The following is an 18,402-nucleotide window of genomic DNA, read 5'->3' on the forward strand; positions in this document are numbered from 1 at the left end:
CTCAATACTCAATACTAAAATAAAAATGGATTATTTAGATCAACTCGAGGCAGAAGCAATTGCAATTTTAAGAGAAGTTGCCGGGCAGTTCGAAAAACCCGCTCTCCTTTTTTCTGGAGGAAAAGATTCGATTACGTTGGTGCGTTTAGCCGAAAAGGCTTTCCGCCCGGGGAAATTTCCCTTCCCGTTGGTGCATGTAGATACAGGCCACAACTTTCCGGAGGTAATTGAATTCCGCGACAGGATGATAGAGAGAATTGGTGAAAAACTGATTGTTGGGCATGTACAAGATGCTATTGACCAAGGTAAAGTGATTGAGCAAAAAGGGAAAAATGCCAGCAGAAATCCTTTACAAACCGTTACTTTGTTAGAAACGATAGAAAAACATCAGTTTGATGCTTGTATTGGTGGCGCACGCCGAGATGAAGAAAAAGCCCGTGCAAAAGAACGTATTTTTTCTGTACGCGATGAGTTTGGCCAGTGGGATCCAAAACGCCAAAGGCCAGAACTTTGGAACATCTACAACGGCAAAATACATAAAGGAGAAAATGTGCGCGTTTTCCCGATAAGCAACTGGACAGAGTTGGATGTTTGGAATTACATTAAAAGAGAAAATATCGAAATCCCGTCTATCTATTTCTCGCACAACCGCGAAGTGATTGAACGTAACGGCGTTTGGATGGCTGCGCATGAGTATTTGAACATGGACGAGGATGATGTAGTGGTAACCAAAAGTGTACGTTTCCGTACCGTTGGCGACATGACTTGCACTGCTGCCGTAGAATCAGAAAAAACAGAGATTGATGATATTATCCAAGAAATCAGTCAATCGAAAATTAGTGAAAGAGGCGCGCGTATGGACGACAAAGTTTCTGAAGCCGCCATGGAAGACCGTAAAAAAGGAGGATATTTCTAATGGATATTTTAAAATTTTTAACAGCAGGCAGTGTTGATGACGGTAAAAGTACCTTAATTGGCCGTTTACTTTACGATACAGGTTCTGTGCTGGCCGATCAGTTAGAAGCTATCCAAAAATCCAACCGCAAAAATGACGACGGCACGGTTGATTTAGCTATTTTAACGGATGGATTAAAAGCCGAACGCGAGCAGGGCATAACCATTGATGTGGCTTATAAATACTTTCAAACAGAGAAACGTAAGTTTATTATTGCCGATACCCCGGGACACATCCAATACACCAGAAACATGGTTACTGGGGCTTCAAATGCCGATTTAGCCATTATTTTAATTGATGCGCGCAAAGGCGTAATTGAGCAAACCATCCGCCACTCGTACTTGGTTTCTCTGCTTAATTTAGAGCATTTGGTGGTTTGCGTAAATAAAATGGATATGGTGGATTATAGCGAGGAAGTTTTTGAGAAAATCCATGCAGACTATCACGCTTTAGCGGTTAAACTAAATATACACGAGGTAACTTTTATTCCTGTAAGTGCTTTACGCGGCGATAATATTGTGCACGAGTCTTTAAATATGCCTTGGTACAAAGGCAAAAGTTTGTTGGATCATTTAGAGACCGTTCCGGTACGCGAAATGGACACTTTATTACCTGCACGTATAACGGTGCAGTGGGTGGTACGTCCGCAAACCGACGAACTGCACGATTACCGCGGGTACGCAGGTCGTGTGTTAAGTGGTGCCATTAAAACAGGTGATGCGATAAAAATTTATCCTTCCGGAACCCGCTCAACGGTAGCACGCATCGAAACATTTGACGGAGACCATAACATTGCAGAGGAAGGCAAGTCCATTACTTTGCACTTGGCAGATGATGTGGATGTAAGCCGTGGCGATCTTTTTGGTGAGGTCGAACGTCCGCCGATTGTAGCTAACGAAATCGAAGCTGATATTTGCTGGATGGACACCCGCGAGCTGGATACCTCGGCAACTTATTTTATACAGCACAACAGCCGTGTTACGCGCTGCAAAATCAAAGAGATTTTGTATAAAGTAAACATCAATACTTTAGAAAAGGTTAATGCCGATACTTTTGGGTTAAATGATATTGGCCGCGTAGAAATTAAAACAGCCGATGAACTTGCTTTTGACCCTTACGAAACTAATAAGCGCAACGGTGGCGCCATCATTATTGATAGCCGTACAAATGTAACGGTGGGCGCTTTAATGCTGAGGGCTGCTTTATAACAACATACGATACTTACTAGGTTAATTTTAAATCTCCCAGCTTTTTGTTGGGAGATTTTTTTTGCACTCAGCTAAAGCGAATGGTGGTTTGGCAATTGATCTGAAATTTTTCCCCTCTTATCTGATTATGTAAAATAGAGGTTCGCGATAAATATTTCCTTTTATCTTTGCGACCATGCTTTTGCTCACCTTCTTTGTAGCCGTAGTTGTCAATTTTGTGGGATACATCCCGCTAGGCAACATTAACCTTACGGCAATGCAGATTTCCATAAACAAGGGGCTTAAACAGGTATTGGTATTTGCCACTAGTTTTGCCTTGGTAGAGGGCGTTTTCACTTACGTTTTAATGCGCTTTGCCGAGTGGTTTGCCAGCAAAGAAAGCTTTATGGTAGTGCTAGAATGGGCAATGGTTGCAATATTCTTGCTGATGGGATTTTTGAGTTTGCGCCACTCAAAAAAAGAGCGTAAACCCAAAGAAGTGTTAAAAAAAAGAGACAGTATTAGAACAGGGATTATTTTAGGCGTTTTTAACCCGATGATTATCCCGTTTTGGACTATCGGCGGAACTTATTTAATTGCCCATGATTGGATTACCACCGAAGGTTTTGGTTTAGAAGTTTTTGCAGTGGGCGCCTCCGTCGGGTCCTTTTCTTGCTTGTACCTGTTTGGCAGATTTGCCCAGTATATCCAAAACAAATTCGCTTTTAGCAACCGAGTAATTAATAAAAGCATTGCTTTGATGTTTTTTGGTTTGGCGGTATTGCAAACGCTTCGTTTAACGGTGTTTTAACCAGACTTGCATCCAGATTTTTTGAGCGCAATAATCCTTTCCGGAATGTACATAGCTTGATAAGTTAGCTTAAAAAGGATAGCCTATCGCTAAGTTAAACACCAAATTTTCTTTCCGCCAGCTTTTATCTCCAAACCTGATATCATTAATTACCCATCTGTCGCCTTTAGGCAAGTATGGTTTGCGGATTGGGAAAGCTAGGTCTAGCCTTAAAATCAGGAAAGATAAATCTAAACGCAATCCGGCACCGGCATCTGCCGCTAACTCGCTTAAAAATTCATTGGAAAACTCGGCGCCCGGTTTATCCGGATTTTTATTCATCAACCAAATATTTCCTGCATCCACAAAAACGGCACCTTTAAAAATAGAAGTAAAATCATAACGATATTCGGCGTTAAGCTCCAATTTTAGATCACCGGATTGATCTGGCAAAAAGGAATCGGCGTTAGCGGGTTCTAAAAAGCTTCCCGGCCCTATGGATCGCGCCCTAAATCCGCGCAAACTATTGGTTCCGCCAATAAAAAACTGTTTAATAAAGGGCAGTTGAGATGAGTTTGCGTACGGATAGCCGACGCCTGCAATAATTCTGCTGGCGATGGTGGATTTGGCGCCCAGCTTAAAGTAGTCCCTAAAATCGTGTTCCATTTTAACATACTGACTAAACGGAACGTCAAATATGCGGGCGGTATCCCCGCGCAATACATCGCCATGTTTAAACAAACCCGCAAGCGTTCCGGCTACATCAATTTGTCCTTTATAATAAATGGTATTTTTACGTTGTGTTTCTGCCGTGGTGGTGTAAGTAAAACTGTATGAAGGACCAAAAATCAGCTGATTTTCTATCACGCGGTTTAGGCTAGGGATAGAGTCTGCACGCTTTTTATATTCGTCAGACACGTTGGTAGCGTGCGCATAGGTAATCTCCGTCAACTTTAAATTGTGTTCTTTACGTACGCTCTCTTTCCATAAATAGCCAAAAGATCCGCGAAAGGTATTTAAAGAATATAATTTTGCCCGGTTTTGGTATTCGAAACCTAGCGTGGCAACCGTTTTAGGCGTAAAAGCCGAAACCGATTTAAACTTGAAAAACGGCGTTACAAACTTTGGCCACGTTAAGCTTGCATCCCCACCAAAACGCAAAACATTATAGCCTTTGTTTTGCCCCGAAACCTGAGTTTCTGTTCCGGCGAAAGCGGTAATGGTTAATTGCTCTGCGCCACGGAAGGTATTCCTATTAGTCCAGTTTAAATTAATCTCGGAACCGGTATAATTGGCCGAATTGGTTTTGCCTAAAAGTTCTAAACGGATAGATTTTTTAGGCAAAGGAGTTAAATAATAGTAGGCGTCTAAAGCGCGGTTTGTAGAATCTGAAGGGTTAAATTCATTCTTTACAAATTTGAACGTACCCACGTTAACCAAGCGGTTTAAAGATAAGTTATGGTCGGTACGGTTGTAAATGTCTCCCTTGTTAAACTGCAACGCGCGGTCAAATATGGCGGGTTTAAACTTTCTTTTTGGATCAACAATGGTTAAATCCTTGTAATGGTAAGCCGAATCTAAAATACGTTGCACGCTATCATCGCCTAAGCTGTAATCCGGATAAACGAAAATATCATCAATAGTGTACACATTTTTAGCTTGCTGCGGCGTTTGATCTTTCACCTTCATAATCATATCCACCTGGTGCGTGCCAACCGTGCTGTCCACCTGTACCAGTAAATAATCGGGTCCAAAATAAAAGAAGCCTTGTTCTTTCAGTTTTGCATCTATGCGCGTACGTTCGGCCTTTATCTTGTCCAAATCGTAAGGTTCGCCGGCTTTAAAAAAAGTATTTTCTTGCGTGGCGGCCACAGCTTTACCTAATTTGCTGGAGTCGGTGGGGAATTTTACCTCTCTAATTTTGTACTGAAAATTTGGCTTAACCGTATAAATTGCAGTGGCACGTTTACGTTTAACGGTAGAATCTGCGGAAGCGCGCCCTTTAAAATAGCCACGGTTCTCTAGCCGGTTCTCAAGCAAACTCACGTTATAATCTAAATCAACTTTTGAAAAATAAACCGGTGCCTGGCCAAACTTGGTGTTTAAGAAATGTTTTAAGCCTTTTTGTTTGTCTGTTTTGGTGATGTTGTAAATCCATAACTTAGGGCGCAAGCCTAAAAAAGAAGAATTTGGTCTTGGGCGTAAAACGCTCTCCAGCTCATCTTTTAAAATCGATTTTTCGGAACGTGTAACACTATCGCCTTCAATCTTCACTTTGGCGCCAACATACAGCAACTCGCCCTCAGGCAAATATTTGGTGTTGCTGCACGCGGATACAAACAGTCCGGTAAACAATAAATAGATATATGGCTTCAACTTCATCTTATTTGCTCTCGATTTTTTCTTTCTTTTTATCTTCCTTTTTGGTTTTTGATTTCTCAAAAAGCTCTTTAAACTTATTGTAATCCATAGTGATGATGAAACCCACGCCGGTTTCAATCACTTGCCCTTGCAACGCTACCTGATATTGGTTTTTGCGGTAGGCGCGTAACAGGTAGCGCCCGTCTTTAGATAAAGAATAATCTACCGCTACATCGCCCGCAATATTATTGGCTTCGCGGTTGGCCTGTTGTGGACCTTCTAAATTGAAATTACTTCCGATGGTGACTTTCAAGCGGTCGTTGAGTAAGCGTTTTGATAAGCCCACGTTTAAGTCGGTGCGGTTTTCTCTTTGGCCGGTGGTGTAATCATCGGTAGATTCTAAATCAAAGTTCAGCTCTACACCCTGAATCAAATCTCCTGCAAAATTGTTGAGCTGTTGCGATATCATTTTACTTACACTTTGGCGCACTAAAGTTTCGGCACCGCCAGAACCGGCTTCGCTGGCAAACGGATTTTCGCCCACAAACCTGTTAAGCAATAGCAAGGCAAACACTTGCTTGTTTAACTCGGATGGTTGTTGCCTTAGCTGTTCCAGTTTTGTTTTTGAGGTGCTAATGATGTCGGTAGAAACATTGTAGTTGCCGTCTGGAAGCGTGATGTCGAAACTGATCTCCGGTTTCATCAATTCGCCTTTCATCATCAGAAGCACGTTAAAAGGCAATTTTTGCTTGTACGTATTGCGCACTGCTTGGCTAGCGGTCCCAAGTTGGTCGCCCACTAAATCAATTGGTGCGGTTTCGGCAATGTAAATGGCAGTTACATCTAAGTTAGCTGATAAAGGGTCGCCGGTCCATAAAATGGTACTTCCTTTTTGAATCTCAAACTGCCGTTTAATAAAGTTGAACGACATTTCATAGTAGCCTTCTTGCAGTTCGTATTTACCGGTAAGCGATATTTTGCCTGATGGGTCGATACCGGCGCTTAGCTCGGCTTCGCCTTTTAGTTTTACAAAGTCGCCGTTGCCCTTATCAATAATCATGGTAAGCTCGGCTTCCGGATCTACCTCAATGGCCATTTGCAAATTTATGCCGGTGACGCTGCTTTTATTAAGCGAATCTTGAAGTACAAAAGCTTTGTTAAAGGCGGGGTCGTCTTGGTCCACAAATTCTACAATCCCTTCTTTATCCGCTATGCCCGGGTCCGATTGTGGCAATACCAAAGTAAGTTTGGTGTCTTTATTGATTTTTAAACTCCCATCGATAACCGGATTATCCAAGTTTCCTTTGATGCGCATTTTTGTATCAAAGAAAAGTTTGCCGTAATATAATTCGTTGTCTTTCTCGGTAGAGTTTACGGCCATAAAATTATCGGCGGTAAGCTCTAAATTAAAGCGGTAATCGGTAAACGTTTTGGTGTAAATGACGCCATTCAAATTAAGCTTGTTATCCGCCGAATCTGCCAATGAAAAGTTGTTGAATAAAATGCCGTCGCCATTAAACACAATTTTATTGGGCGCAACTTTGTAGTAGGCATTTAATGGCGTAATTCTAAAAGCTGCATCATTAAAGGCAATATCTCCACGTACGTTTGGTGCGCTGGCCGTACCGGTAATTTTAAATGCACCGCTTAAAAAACCCGTAGCATCTTTTAAATTGCCCATAGTAAAGCCTTGAATACTTTTCAAATTCAGCCTTTGCATATCCAAATTCATATCAAAACTGCTGCTATTGGTGTTGTAAATGCCTTTAAGGTTTACTTGGTTTCCGTTACCGGTAATGGCTACATCGGCATTAAAAACGTTAGCGGTATTGTTATTCACTTTAACAGCCAAGTTACCCACGGTATCTGCCATAAAAGTGAAATTTTGGACTTGCATATCCGCATTGAAAGTAGGGGTGGTAGCTAAGTTTTTAGCCAACACATTTCCGTTAATTACACCACCGGCCAATAAAGAATCTTTAGAAATAATACTGGTAATGGTTTCTATTTTAAAATTATTGAAATCTATAGCCACCGGCGAGTTAGCGGATTCTTGTTGCGATTGTATTTTGATAGATTGGCCCGCGTTGCTAAGCACGAAGTTGTTGGCATATACGCCGCTTTCGCCAAAGCGGATGAGGTTGTCTTCCGTAATTTGCCACTTTTGGTAATTCAGTTTAAGTCCGTCTAAATTTAAACGGAACTCGCTATCCCGGTTTTCTAAGGCTTTTAAATTACCTGCAATTAAATAACGCTCTTTGCCGGCTTGGTCTAAAACGCGCAAGCGGTAATCCAGCAAATTGTTTTTCATTTGCCCGTTTAGGCTGGTTTGTGGCAACAGCAGAGATTCGCTTTTAATCTCATCAATATCTAAACTATATTTTAAGGCTGCACTGTCTGTGTTTACTTTCAATTGTCCGTTAGAAATGGTATAATCTCCGTAAATTATTTTTGGGATATTTCCGTTAACCCTAATGCTGTCGCCGCGGCTGTTGTAGCGGCCCGTGATGCTCAGCGGCTCTAGTCGGGTTAAACCCGGAACAAAAGCGTATAAAATAGGGTCATCTGCCACTTTTAAAGCAAACCTAAAACTTTGTGGATGCAGGGTATCCGGTTTGGTGGTTGCACTTCCGGTATCGTAATATTTAGAGATAGAATGGCTTAAAGCCGTGCCCACTTCTGATAGTTTGTATTTGCCCGTAATATTAGCCGATAGCACCTGCGAGTTTAATCTGATACTGCTGGTATCGCCGTTTGCGCTGGCAATTACTTTCACCGTATCCAATTGGTAACGTTTTTTCGCATCGGCAACCAAAAGCTTGGTCAAAAATATTTTTCCGTTTAAATAATCCGGGTCTGCGGTTTTAATATCGGCATCTAAAACACCGCGCACGCGTAAAGCTTCGCTATTCAAATTCAAAGCTTTTAGGTTGGCACTGTCTAAATTCAGCTTCATTTTAACAGCCGGATATTTACCCGCAAAGCTTCCGCTGGCGCTTAAATCAAAATCTAAATTAGGGTCCTGCATGCCGGCTTGCGCCTTAAACACGCTGTTGGCAATATTGCCTTTTAAAGCCAAGTTTTTATAGGTGTAACCGTTAAACACGGCTTTAACCAAAGTTCCGTCCAGGTTGGCATTGGCAGTTTTTGGATCCAAGCCGGTTCCGTTCACTTTTGCGCGAAGGCTTATGCGGCCTAAAGAATCGTTTTTGATTAAACTGCCCACATCAAAATTATTGATGTCCACAATGGCATTGTATTTTTCACGGTTTTTAACACGCTGGTCAAAAGCAGCTTTCACTTTAGCCGTTCCGTAACTGCTGGCAAGCGCCAAATTGGTCGCAAAATTATTGATGCTTCCTTTAAAATATCCTTTAGCAGCAAATTGTGAAGGCAATTGGATGTTTGGCGGCAAGGTTCCTTTTGGCAAGAAGGCATTGATATCTTTGGCGCTAGAGCGGAATTCTTTGATATCCAAATCAAAGTAAGCTTTTTCGGCATCGGGCAAACCTTTAATACTACCGCTTGCCGCAATGCGGGTGTTGCCAATACCGCTAATCTCCAATTTCGGTATCCGCAAATCGCTTACCTTACCAATAACTTTGCTGTTGATGTTCATCACGGCATTGGACATGGTATTAAAAGGCGCTGTTGAAGCTAATGTTGGCACCAGCAAAAGAATGTCTTTAAAACCCAATTTACTTCCGCTAATGTTGGCGTCTATGTAAAGCTGTCCCGGGTTGTTTGACAGCGACTGGATAGATGGATATTTGGCAATGACTTGGTTTTTAAGCAAGGTTTGTGGCGTTTTAAGATATAAATCTTTTAAAAACGCGTTTTTAGGTCCATAGAAAAAGTTAGTGCGCAGTTCTTGAACGTTTAAACCGCTTTTATCTTTTATAGTGAACTTATTGATGTCGCCAGAAATAGTGTCCAAACTATAATAAAAGTTATCAGCGTTAAGATTGATGTTGCTGAGGTTGAGGTGCATAAAGTCCATGCCTTTTGTTTGGCGCGGAGCATTCATATCATCAAACGCAAAGGCTATGTTCTTAAAATCCGCTTTGCGTAAATTCACTTTCCAACTGGCGTTTTCTGCGGCTGCCGAAGTATCAGTAACGGTAGCTGTTTTTACCGCCTGTTTTTCGGCCTTTCCTAATATTAAATTTCCTTTGGTATTTCTAAAATCAATGGATTTGATATCCACCAACTGCTTTTTAAGGTCAATTTTATTAAAGTCGATGATGAGTTTACCTAAATTAAGTTCGGTGTTTAAATGGGTTCCTTCGTTATCGTAGCCGATGACGATTTGCGACAAATCAACTTTTCCCAAATCCAACTTTAAATCTGGCGAGGCCGAAGCAGAATCGGCTACGGCAACTGCGCCTTTGGCAACTTCATCCAACATGCCCTGTTTTAATTGCAGGTTTAAGCCGTTTAAGGTGATTTTCGGAATTTTAAAATCCATGCTGTCCAAATTAAACCGGCGGATGCGGGTATCAAAATGGTTGACGTAAACATCTAAATTGTTTTTGCTGATGGCATCATCAAAGCGGACGCGTACCCTGTCCAAATTGATTTTATCGATAGAGAACTTCATGGCCGAAGTGCTGTCCGTAGGTTGTTCTGGTTTCTTTTGCTCGTTCATAAAAGCATTAACCATGTAATCAAAATTGAAAACCGAATCTTGGTTTCTTTTGATGTTGGTGGTGATGCCTTCTAAATCGATAGAATTCAACTCTATTTGATTGTCCAATAATTTGAACAGCGAAATATCTACGGCCAGCTTGTCGCCCGCTAATAGCGTGTCTTTCTGTTGGCTTTCAAAATAGAAACCTTTTAAAACCAGTTTTTTGGGTAGGCCAATTTCTATCTTCTCAATTTTAACCGGTGTTTTAAATTTCCCCTCTAAAAAGGTGACAACCTTGTTTTTAACCAAGTTTTGGATGGCCGGGATTTGGATGAGGACAACAAGCAACAAAAAAAGCCCGATAATGCTTCCCACTATCCAGGCTAATATTTTTAAACTAAGTTTCAGGTATCTGTTCAAACGATAAAAGCTTTGCCTTTGCTAAAACAAAGGTTACGCCAAATTGCTTATTTGCTTGTTTTAAAGCTGGCAGAACAGCTCCCCGTCAACAATAATATCCATCTAAATTTATGTGGGAATAGGTAGAAAAGTAAGGTGATTACCGGGAAAAAAAATTAGAAACGGAACAGAGTTGAAAGACATGTTGAGATATAACCTTTACCTATCACAAGATTATAAATATCTATTTGCTATCAAAAGAGCTTGGCTTTATATTTGGAGTTCATCATTTAAAATATTTGATCATGGCATTAGAAATTACAGACGCCAACTTTGACGAGTTGGTTTTAAAATCAGATAAACCGGTATTGGTAGATTTTTGGGCAGAGTGGTGCGGTCCGTGCCGCATGGTAGGCCCGGTTGTGGAAGAAATTGCTAAAGAGTATGAAGGTAAAGCAGTTGTGGGCAAAGTTAACGTGGACCACAACCCAGATATATCGGTGAAATTCGGTATCAGAAATATTCCGGCTTTGCTGTTCTTCAAAAACGGCGAAATTGTAGACAAACAAATCGGCGCAGTGCCAAAATCTGTTTTATCAGGCAAGTTAGATGCGCAACTAGCATAAAACATATTGTTAAATAGCTTTTAAAAAACGGCCTTCTTTGTTATTAAGGGAGGCCGTTTTTTTATTTTATAAAATTTAACACCTTTTAACGTTTTAAAAGGCCTAAGTATTAGGATACCTTTTCTGATTTTCTATATTTGCGGATAAATCAAATTAAAAATGACCAAGTTTATTTCCAAAATTACACAGGCTGGTGCTGGCTTGGCAATGGTAGTTGCGTTGGCGGCCTGTAACAATAACCAAGAAGCTAAAACAGCCGTAAAGCCTAAGGCTACGGCAAATGCCGACGTTAAAAACGAGTTTGTGTATGTGAACTCGGATTCGTTACTGGCTAAATACGAGTATTTTAAAGATATGAATGCCAAGTTGGAAGCTAAATCTAAACGTGCAGAGGCCGATTTAAAAGATAAAGGAACAGCTTTCCAGCGCGAAGTGGCTGCGTACCAACAGGGGGCAAACACCATGAGTGCAGACCAGCGCCAAAAAACAGAAGAGCGCTTGGCACGTAAACAACAAGAATTGCAAGGTTTTCAGCAAAATGCCGGCGCTGCTTTACAAAATGAGCAAGCTGCCGAAAGCGAAAAATTATACGATAAAGTAGCCGACTATTTAAAAGGTTATGCCAAAAAGAAAGGTTATAAAATGGTGTTAACTTACACCAAAACCAACCCAACTATTTTGTTTGCCGATGAAAGTTTAGATGTTACTGCCGAGGTTATCCAAGGCTTAAACGAAGCTTATAAAAAAGATAAAAAATAACTGAAACATAATGTTCAGAAAGCTCGATCTTATTCGGGCTTTTTTTTTGAGTAATTTTAAGTCTAAGTACTTGCTACTAACAACTAACAAACCAACCACCTAACCAACTAACGATGATAAACTGGGGAATACTAGGCTGCGGCGACGTTACCGAAATAAAAAGCGGTCCCGCGTTTAACAAAGTGGGCAACTCGCGCGTAGAAGCCGTTATGCGCAGAAACGCTTCCAAAGCAGAAGATTACGCTAAGCGCCATGCAGTGGATAAATGGTATAGCAAGGCCGATGATTTAATTAACGATGCAAATATTAACGCCATATACATTGCTACGCCACCGGCACCGCACAAAGATTATGCGCTACAAGCTTTGAAAGCTGGCAAAAACGTTTACATTGAAAAACCGGTTACTTTAAACAGCGTCGAGTGTAAAGAATTGATAGAGGCAGAAAAGCGTTATGGAAAGAAGGTTGTGGTAGCACATTACCGGCGCGCACAGCCATTTTTTCTGAAACTGAAAGAATTGATAGATCAAGAAGTAATTGGCGACATCCGCTTGGTAGATTTAAAACTTTATCAGCAACCCGGATCAGAAGCTATTGCCAAAACCGAGGAAAATTGGCGCATCAACCCGGAAATTTCTGGAGGCGGTTTGTTTTTTGATTTGGCACCTCACCAGTTGGATATTTTAGTACATATTTTTGGTAAACCTTTGGCATTTAACGGTTTTTCTGTAAACCAACGAAAAACGGAGCCGGTGGCGGATGTTACCCTTGGGCAAATTTTGTTTGCGAAAGATGTTGCCTTTACCGGCACATGGTGTTTTAATAGTTTGCCAGAGGATGAAGTGGAACGTTGCGAAATTATTGGTAGTAAGGGAAAAATCAGTTTTTCTTTCTTTAGCGCCAATATGAGTTTAACCGCCAACGGAAAAACCATCCATTTTGATTTTCCGCCTATGCAACACGTACAGCAAGCTATGATTGCAAAAACCGTTGATTACTTTGCCGGCGTTAATGGCGAAAATCCTTGTTCTTTACAAGACGCACTAGTAAGTATGGAGGTGATGGAGAACTTTATGACGGTTAAGGTTTAATAAGGTTTAGATAGGTTAAACAGTTTGATCGATAAATTTAATCTTTAAAATATCCAAGTTACTTATAACTTAGCCAACTAACTCCTAACAAACTAACCATCTAGTCCCTAAACAACTAATCCTCCTCGTCGTCAAAAAAGCTCTCGCTCAAATCGTCAATTTCACGACGGTCTTTTTTAGTTGGCCGTCCGGTACCGCGATCGCGTTTAAGTACCGGCGCATGAAACATAGATTTAAAGCGCGCAGTTTCTTCCGGCGGGGTTAAATCGGCGTAAGCCAAAACCGCTTTTTTAGCGTCAACACGGGTTGTTAAAAGCTCTACAACTTGTATCGTGCGTTTTTCTATAGCTTTAGAAACTTGGTAAACCTCGCCAATTTTTACCTCATGACTGGGTTTTATGTTGGTTCCATCTTTTTTCACACGTCCGGCCCGGCATGCTTCTGTTGCTAAAGAACGTGTTTTAAACAACCTTATGGACCATAAATACTTGTCAATCCTTAGTTTCTCCGTCATCAATCCAAAATTAACGCAAAATTCACGCTTATCGTAAAAAAACCTTTATTTTGCGGATTAAACGAATAAAAAAATGATTGCCGAATTAAAGAAATTAGTTGAAGAAGCTTGGGAAGACAGAAATTTGCTCAACTTCAAAGAATATAGAAATGCCATTGAGCGGGTTATTGACCGTTTAGACGTGGGTGAACTGCGCGTTGCAGAACAGGTTGGTACAATTTGGCACGTGAATGAGTGGGTGAAAAAGGCGGTTGTGCTTTATTTTCCAATCCGCGAGATGGACGAGTACAGCGTGGGGCCTTTTGTTTACCACGATAAAATGAAACTTAAGACTGATTACAAAAAGAACGGGGTTAGAATTGTGCCGAACGCGGTTGCACGCTACGGGGCGCATTTAGCAAAAGGTGTAATTATGATGCCTTCGTACGTAAACATTGGCGCTTATGTGGATGAAGGTACTATGGTGGATACTTGGGCTACCGTAGGCTCGTGCGCACAAATTGGTAAAAACGTTCACCTTAGCGGTGGTGTAGGTATTGGCGGTGTTTTAGAACCTTTGCAGGCAGCGCCGGTAATTATCGAAGATGGATGTTTCTTAGGCTCACGCGCAATTGTAGTAGAAGGCGTGCGTTTAGAGAAAGAGGCCGTTTTGGGCGCAAATGTGGTATTAACCGCATCAACCAAAATTATTGATGTAACAGGGCCAGAACCTGTGGAGCATAAAATGGTGGTTCCGGAGCGTTCTGTAGTAATTCCGGGTTCTTATACCAAAAAGTTCCCTGCTGGCGAGTACCAGGTGCCATGTGCTTTAATCATTGGCAAAAGAAAAGAATCAACCGATAAAAAAACATCGCTGAATGATGCTTTAAGAGAGCATAATGTTGCGGTGTAAAAATTGGTAAATATTAAAAAGTGTAAAAGGTTTAAGGTTTTCTTAAGCCTTTTATTTTTGTGATGGATCCGGTGTTTTTTTACTGTATTCAAGATGTTAGGAAAAAAGGTAAAATTGATTTCAGATGTTAAGGTTTAATTGAAACAAACCTACAATTCATGCGCTAAATTTCTACATTTACAGCATGAATTTGTCCGACGCGAAAATTGCCGTTATCGGCCTCGGGTATGTAGGCCTACCTTTGGCTTTAGAATTTTCAAAAAAATATCCGGTAATCGGTTTTGATGTTAACAAAGAGCGCGTATCTCAACTTAAACAAGGTATTGATACTACTTTAGAAGCCAATGAAAGCGAACTTCGCAACGCAACAAACTTAAAATTTACCAATGATGCTCAGCTTCTGGGCAATTGCAATATCTATATCGTATCTGTACCAACGCCGGTTGATAAGTTTAACAGTCCGGATATTTCTTTATTGCAAAAAGCTAGTGCAACCGTAGCCAAAGCTTTAAAAAAAGGCGATATTGTAATTTATGAATCTACCGTATACCCGGGTTGTACAGAAGAAGATTGCGTGCCTATTTTGGAGAAAGAAAGCGGATTAAAGTTTAATGTGGATTTTACCTGTGGTTATTCTCCCGAGCGGATTAATCCAGGCGACAAAATAAACACGCTCACCAGCATCCTTAAATTAACATCGGGCTCAACGCCACAAGCAGCACAATTTATAGACGCCTTGTACGGAAGCATCATTAAAGCCGGAACTTATTTAGCGCAAAGCATTAAGGTGGCCGAGGCGGCGAAGGTGATTGAAAACTCACAAAGAGATGTAAACATTGCTTTTGTGAACGAACTTGCCCTAATTTTTAACCGCCTAAATATAGACACACAGCATGTTTTAGATGCAGCGGCCACTAAATGGAACTTTTTAAAATACAAACCCGGTTTGGTAGGTGGCCATTGCATAGGTGTAGATCCTTATTATTTGGCACAAAAAGCGGAATCTGTGGGTTATCGGCCGTCAATTTTATTGGCCGGCAGGCGCATTAACGATGCCATGAGCGAGTTTATAGCCGATGAAGTGCTAAAAGGCGTGATAGATAGCGATGTTAAGGTTAAAGGCAGCAAAGTGCTTATTTTGGGCGTAACCTTTAAAGAAAACTGCACCGACGTAAGAAACACTAAAATTGTTGACATTTATAACAAACTGAAAGCTTTTGGATTAGATGTAACCGTGGTTGATCCTTGGGCAAGCGCGCAACAGGTAAAACATGAGTATGATATTGATTTGCACCAGCTTGCCGATGTGGAAAACACGCAATTTGATGCCATTGTGCACGCCGTTGCACATCAAGAATTTCAAAACCTCGACTTTAAACCGATGATGCACGCGAATACCTTTGTGTACGATGTAAAAGCAACCTTGCCTCCAAATTTGGTGAGCAAACGCCTATAAACGGCAGCTTAAGTTGAAAAAGATGGGAAAAGCCATTTTCAAGAAAATCGACTTTAACCTTTTTGATGGCTTTAATCTTCTTTGCTTTTGTTTGGTGTGCGGATTGTTTTTTTCGCGCGCCATACTTTCTATAAGTTGTGTGTTGTTATTACTCCAGGCTATTTATAGTTATTTTAAGGCGCCTTTTAAACTACAACAATCTAAACTAGTAATAGCCTTTTTCTTTATCTACGCGTGTTACGCCCTTCGTATTTTGGCTGGCGGAGAAAACCTGGCGTACGGATTGCATCTTTTATTTAACCACGCGTTGTTGCTGCTGTTGCCCAGCGCTTTTTTATTCAAAAGAAAAATTTTCTCAAAGCTTTTATATCAAATCGGTTGGGTTTTTATCGCTTGTGCTAGCCTAAGTTTATCGATATTAAGCATTCAAGTGTTAGTTGATTTTGATGCTTTTGTAAGCGCGGTAGAGGCGAGTAAAAACGTTGAACCGGTTATAGGTTCCCACCATTCTAACTTGAATTTGCTGTATGTAATCGCGTTCGGGTTTGGTTTAGTAACGGCAGAAAAAGAGAACCGTCCTTGGGCACGCCTGTTACTGCTTATTTTGCTGGGGCTGATGTTTTTTCAGCTACACCTCATCGCATTTAGATTTTCTGTTATCGCAGTTTATATTTTTTTAGCGCTTTATCTAATCCGGTGGCTACTAATAAGCAACAGAAAATCAGTTTGGCTTGCCTTATTTATGGTTTTATTTTTTGCTGTGGTTTTTAGTTTTGTGCCCTCTATAAATGCGCGTTATCAAAACACCGTACAAGATTTAAAGGTGTTTAAGCAGAACAAGAATCCAAATTTTAATTCACTAACTCAGCGGATTTTAGCGTTGGATTGTGCCTATAAAATCATTTTACGTCATCCGCTTTATGGCGTTTCGCCAACCATAGCCGAGCAAAGAATGCAGGAGCAGTACGCCTTAAACAGCTATTTGCTGATACCAGAGAACCGAGTGTTTGTGCATAATCAGTTTGCGTATTTTCTGCTGTGTTTTGGGGTTTTAGGCGGTGCGGTACTAGCTTTGGTAATTTTGTGGCTGATATTTAAACAGTTTACAACAAAAGGTTACGGTTGGATATTATTGCCGTTTGTTTTGCACATGCTAATTGAAAATACTTTAGAAAAGCAAATTACATTAGCGGCATTTATTTTTTTAGTTTTGATAATCCAAAAACACCAACAAACAATTAATGCTACAAACTGAAATTAATAAGGCTTTAGAAATCTTAAAAAACGGCGGATTAATACTTTACCCAACAGATACCGTTTGGGGCATAGGCTGCGATGCCACCAACCCAGAAGCAGTAGCAAAAGTTTATGCGCTAAAAAGACGCGAAGACAGTAAAAGTTTGATTATTTTGCTAGATAGCGAGAACAAGCTTCAAAGTTACGTGTCCGAAGTACCGGATGTTGCTTATGATTTAATTGCCTACGCAGAAAAACCCTTGACCATCATTTATTCCGGGGCAAAAAATTTAGCGTCCAATCTTATCAACCAAGAAGACGGAAGCATTGCCATCCGCATCCCTAAGCATCAGTTTTGCCAGCAACTAATTCAGCGTTTTCGTAAGCCCATAGTTTCAACTTCTGCAAACATCAGCGGAGAGCCAACGGCAGCCACATTTGCCGAACTTTCTGAAACAATCAAGACGGGCGTTGATTTCGTGGTAGATTGGGAACAAGAACTTACCGAAAAAAAGCAGGCTTCCACCATTATGAAGCTGGAGGCCGACGGTAAATTCAAGTTTATCCGGAAGTAAGAATTTTAGTCGGCTTCATGCGTTAAAGCATCGGCTTTATGCGCCGCTAAGCTTCCGGTTTTATCACTTTACCTCGTACTGTGGCTCATCTTTGCTAGCACGCCTTTGTTCCTAAACCCTAACCAACTAGCACCTAACCACCTAACTAACTAAACTCAAAGCTTTCCCCTTGTGCGCTGCCACATGGTCGCTTTTGTCGCTTTTAATTTCATATTGAGGGTCATCTTCGCTAGCGTGGTGTGTATAGCCTTTATAGTCAAAATTTTTGGTATGTACTTTTACAATTTTCCCAGAAACATGGCCCGCTTCCGAATTCCATTTTACATGGTCGCCCACTTTAAACTTTTTCATGATTTTTATACTTCTGTTTCAAACAATTAAACCAAAAACTGCTCCAATATCTAAGCCCCTAACACCTAGCCCCTAACATCTAACCATCTGACAAAAAAAACCGATGCCTCATTTGCTGAAACACCGGCTTTAAAATTAACCTCGAGCTATAAATCTATGGAAGACGCTCAACCTTCAATATCTCTACGTTGCTTTGTACACCGTCAAGCTCCCAATTTATCAAATCGCCTTCTTTACATCCAACGGTAGCTAAGCCAATTTTGCTTAAAATGGATTCCGTTTTGTTTTTCTTTCTGGCACGCTCTGGACCTACAAAAGTGTAAACCAGCTCTTCGTTGGTGCTGTGGTTTTTTACCGTTACACGCGTGTTAATGGTCACAACATCGGCAGGTAAATCTTTTCTCAACACTTGCTCGGCATATTTAAGTTGCGTGTTCAGCACTTCTTCCTCCTCGCGCGTTACCTTTCTTCTTCTAATATGCTCTTTTATTAAATCGTAAATCCCGGTAGTTAATACAATATGTTTTGGGTTTGCTTCTAAAGTTTCTACTGACATGATTATCTGTTTGTTTTTACCGCT

General features: G+C 40.9%; 15 protein-coding genes. 10 read left to right on the plus strand and 5 right to left on the minus strand.

The features are described from left to right. The first annotated feature begins 25 nt into the window (after positions 1-25). The 3 genes from cysD to BCY91_RS14830 all read left to right on the plus strand — a co-directional run bounded on the left by cysD (position 26) and on the right by BCY91_RS14830 (position 2,953). The gene (cysD, locus tag BCY91_RS14820; protein WP_120182831.1) at positions 26-916 is read left to right on the plus strand and encodes a sulfate adenylyltransferase subunit CysD; all 891 of its coding nucleotides are present in this window, start codon (positions 26-28) and stop codon (positions 914-916) included. Next, positions 916-2,163 carry a sulfate adenylyltransferase subunit 1 gene (locus tag BCY91_RS14825; protein ID WP_120182832.1) on the plus strand — a complete coding sequence of 416 codons (1,248 nt, stop codon included), beginning with the start codon at positions 916-918 and terminating at the stop codon, positions 2,161-2,163. Before cysD ends, BCY91_RS14825 begins: the two co-directional genes overlap by 1 nt. A 175-nt stretch (positions 2,164-2,338) precedes the next feature. Further along, positions 2,339-2,953, plus strand: coding sequence for a LysE family transporter (locus BCY91_RS14830; RefSeq protein WP_120182833.1), 615 nt, complete (start codon positions 2,339-2,341; stop codon positions 2,951-2,953). 69 nt (positions 2,954-3,022) lie between these two features. Here BCY91_RS14830 and tamL read toward each other — a convergent pair whose 3' ends face one another. After that, entirely contained in the window at positions 3,023-5,314 is a 2,292-nt protein-coding gene (tamL, locus tag BCY91_RS14835; RefSeq protein ID WP_182995404.1) for a translocation and assembly module lipoprotein TamL, read from the minus strand. A gap of 1 nt (position 5,315) precedes the next feature. Next, positions 5,316-10,343, minus strand: a complete 5,028-nt coding sequence (locus tag BCY91_RS14840) for a translocation/assembly module TamB domain-containing protein (RefSeq protein WP_120182835.1) — start codon at positions 10,341-10,343, stop codon at positions 5,316-5,318. A gap of 284 nt (positions 10,344-10,627) precedes the next feature. Between BCY91_RS14840 and trxA the strand changes: the two genes are divergently transcribed. The 3 genes from trxA (at position 10,628) to BCY91_RS14855 (ending at position 12,798) form a co-directional block, all read left to right on the plus strand. Then, the gene (trxA, locus tag BCY91_RS14845; RefSeq protein WP_120182836.1) at positions 10,628-10,948 is read left to right on the plus strand and encodes a thioredoxin; all 321 of its coding nucleotides are present in this window, start codon (positions 10,628-10,630) and stop codon (positions 10,946-10,948) included. A gap of 159 nt (positions 10,949-11,107) precedes the next feature. After that, complete coding sequence (locus BCY91_RS14850) at positions 11,108-11,707, plus strand: OmpH family outer membrane protein (protein WP_120182837.1); 600 nt, start codon at positions 11,108-11,110, stop codon at positions 11,705-11,707. Between the two features lie 113 nt (positions 11,708-11,820). Then, the gene (locus BCY91_RS14855; RefSeq protein ID WP_120182838.1) at positions 11,821-12,798 is read left to right on the plus strand and encodes a Gfo/Idh/MocA family protein; all 978 of its coding nucleotides are present in this window, start codon (positions 11,821-11,823) and stop codon (positions 12,796-12,798) included. 115 nt (positions 12,799-12,913) lie between these two features. Here BCY91_RS14855 and BCY91_RS14860 read toward each other — a convergent pair whose 3' ends face one another. Then, positions 12,914-13,312, minus strand: a complete 399-nt coding sequence (locus BCY91_RS14860; RefSeq protein WP_120182839.1) for an RNA-binding S4 domain-containing protein — start codon at positions 13,310-13,312, stop codon at positions 12,914-12,916. Between the two features lie 73 nt (positions 13,313-13,385). Here BCY91_RS14860 and BCY91_RS14865 point away from each other — a divergent pair, with 73 nt between their 5' ends. The 4 genes from BCY91_RS14865 to BCY91_RS14880 all read left to right on the plus strand — a co-directional run bounded on the left by BCY91_RS14865 (position 13,386) and on the right by BCY91_RS14880 (position 17,471). Further along, positions 13,386-14,204, plus strand: a complete 819-nt coding sequence (locus BCY91_RS14865) for a 2,3,4,5-tetrahydropyridine-2,6-dicarboxylate N-succinyltransferase (RefSeq protein WP_120182840.1) — start codon at positions 13,386-13,388, stop codon at positions 14,202-14,204. A gap of 184 nt (positions 14,205-14,388) precedes the next feature. Continuing rightward, on the plus strand, positions 14,389-15,660 hold the full coding sequence (locus BCY91_RS14870) for a nucleotide sugar dehydrogenase (RefSeq protein ID WP_120182841.1): 1,272 nt from the start codon (positions 14,389-14,391) through the stop codon (positions 15,658-15,660). Positions 15,661-16,090: 430 nt separating this feature from the next. Further along, positions 16,091-16,915 carry an O-antigen ligase family protein gene (locus BCY91_RS14875; RefSeq protein ID WP_182995405.1) on the plus strand — a complete coding sequence of 275 codons (825 nt, stop codon included), beginning with the start codon at positions 16,091-16,093 and terminating at the stop codon, positions 16,913-16,915. Then, positions 16,902-17,471, plus strand: coding sequence for an L-threonylcarbamoyladenylate synthase (locus BCY91_RS14880; protein WP_120182843.1), 570 nt, complete (start codon positions 16,902-16,904; stop codon positions 17,469-17,471). The genes BCY91_RS14875 and BCY91_RS14880 overlap by 14 nt, the downstream gene beginning before the upstream one ends. A 141-nt stretch (positions 17,472-17,612) precedes the next feature. Here BCY91_RS14880 and BCY91_RS14885 read toward each other — a convergent pair whose 3' ends face one another. Together BCY91_RS14885 and BCY91_RS14890 are read right to left on the minus strand one after the other, a co-directional pair. Further along, positions 17,613-17,822: a hypervirulence associated TUDOR domain-containing protein gene (locus BCY91_RS14885; protein ID WP_245989166.1), complete on the minus strand. Its 210-nt coding sequence runs from the start codon at positions 17,820-17,822 to the stop codon at positions 17,613-17,615. A 154-nt stretch (positions 17,823-17,976) separates the two neighbouring features. Next, complete coding sequence (locus BCY91_RS14890) at positions 17,977-18,378, minus strand: GreA/GreB family elongation factor (protein ID WP_120182966.1); 402 nt, start codon at positions 18,376-18,378, stop codon at positions 17,977-17,979. Positions 18,379-18,402: the final 24 nt, after the last annotated feature.

It is taken from the genome of Pelobium manganitolerans (genome assembly GCF_003609575.1).
GTDB classification, from domain to species: domain Bacteria; phylum Bacteroidota; class Bacteroidia; order Sphingobacteriales; family Sphingobacteriaceae; genus Pseudopedobacter; species Pseudopedobacter manganitolerans.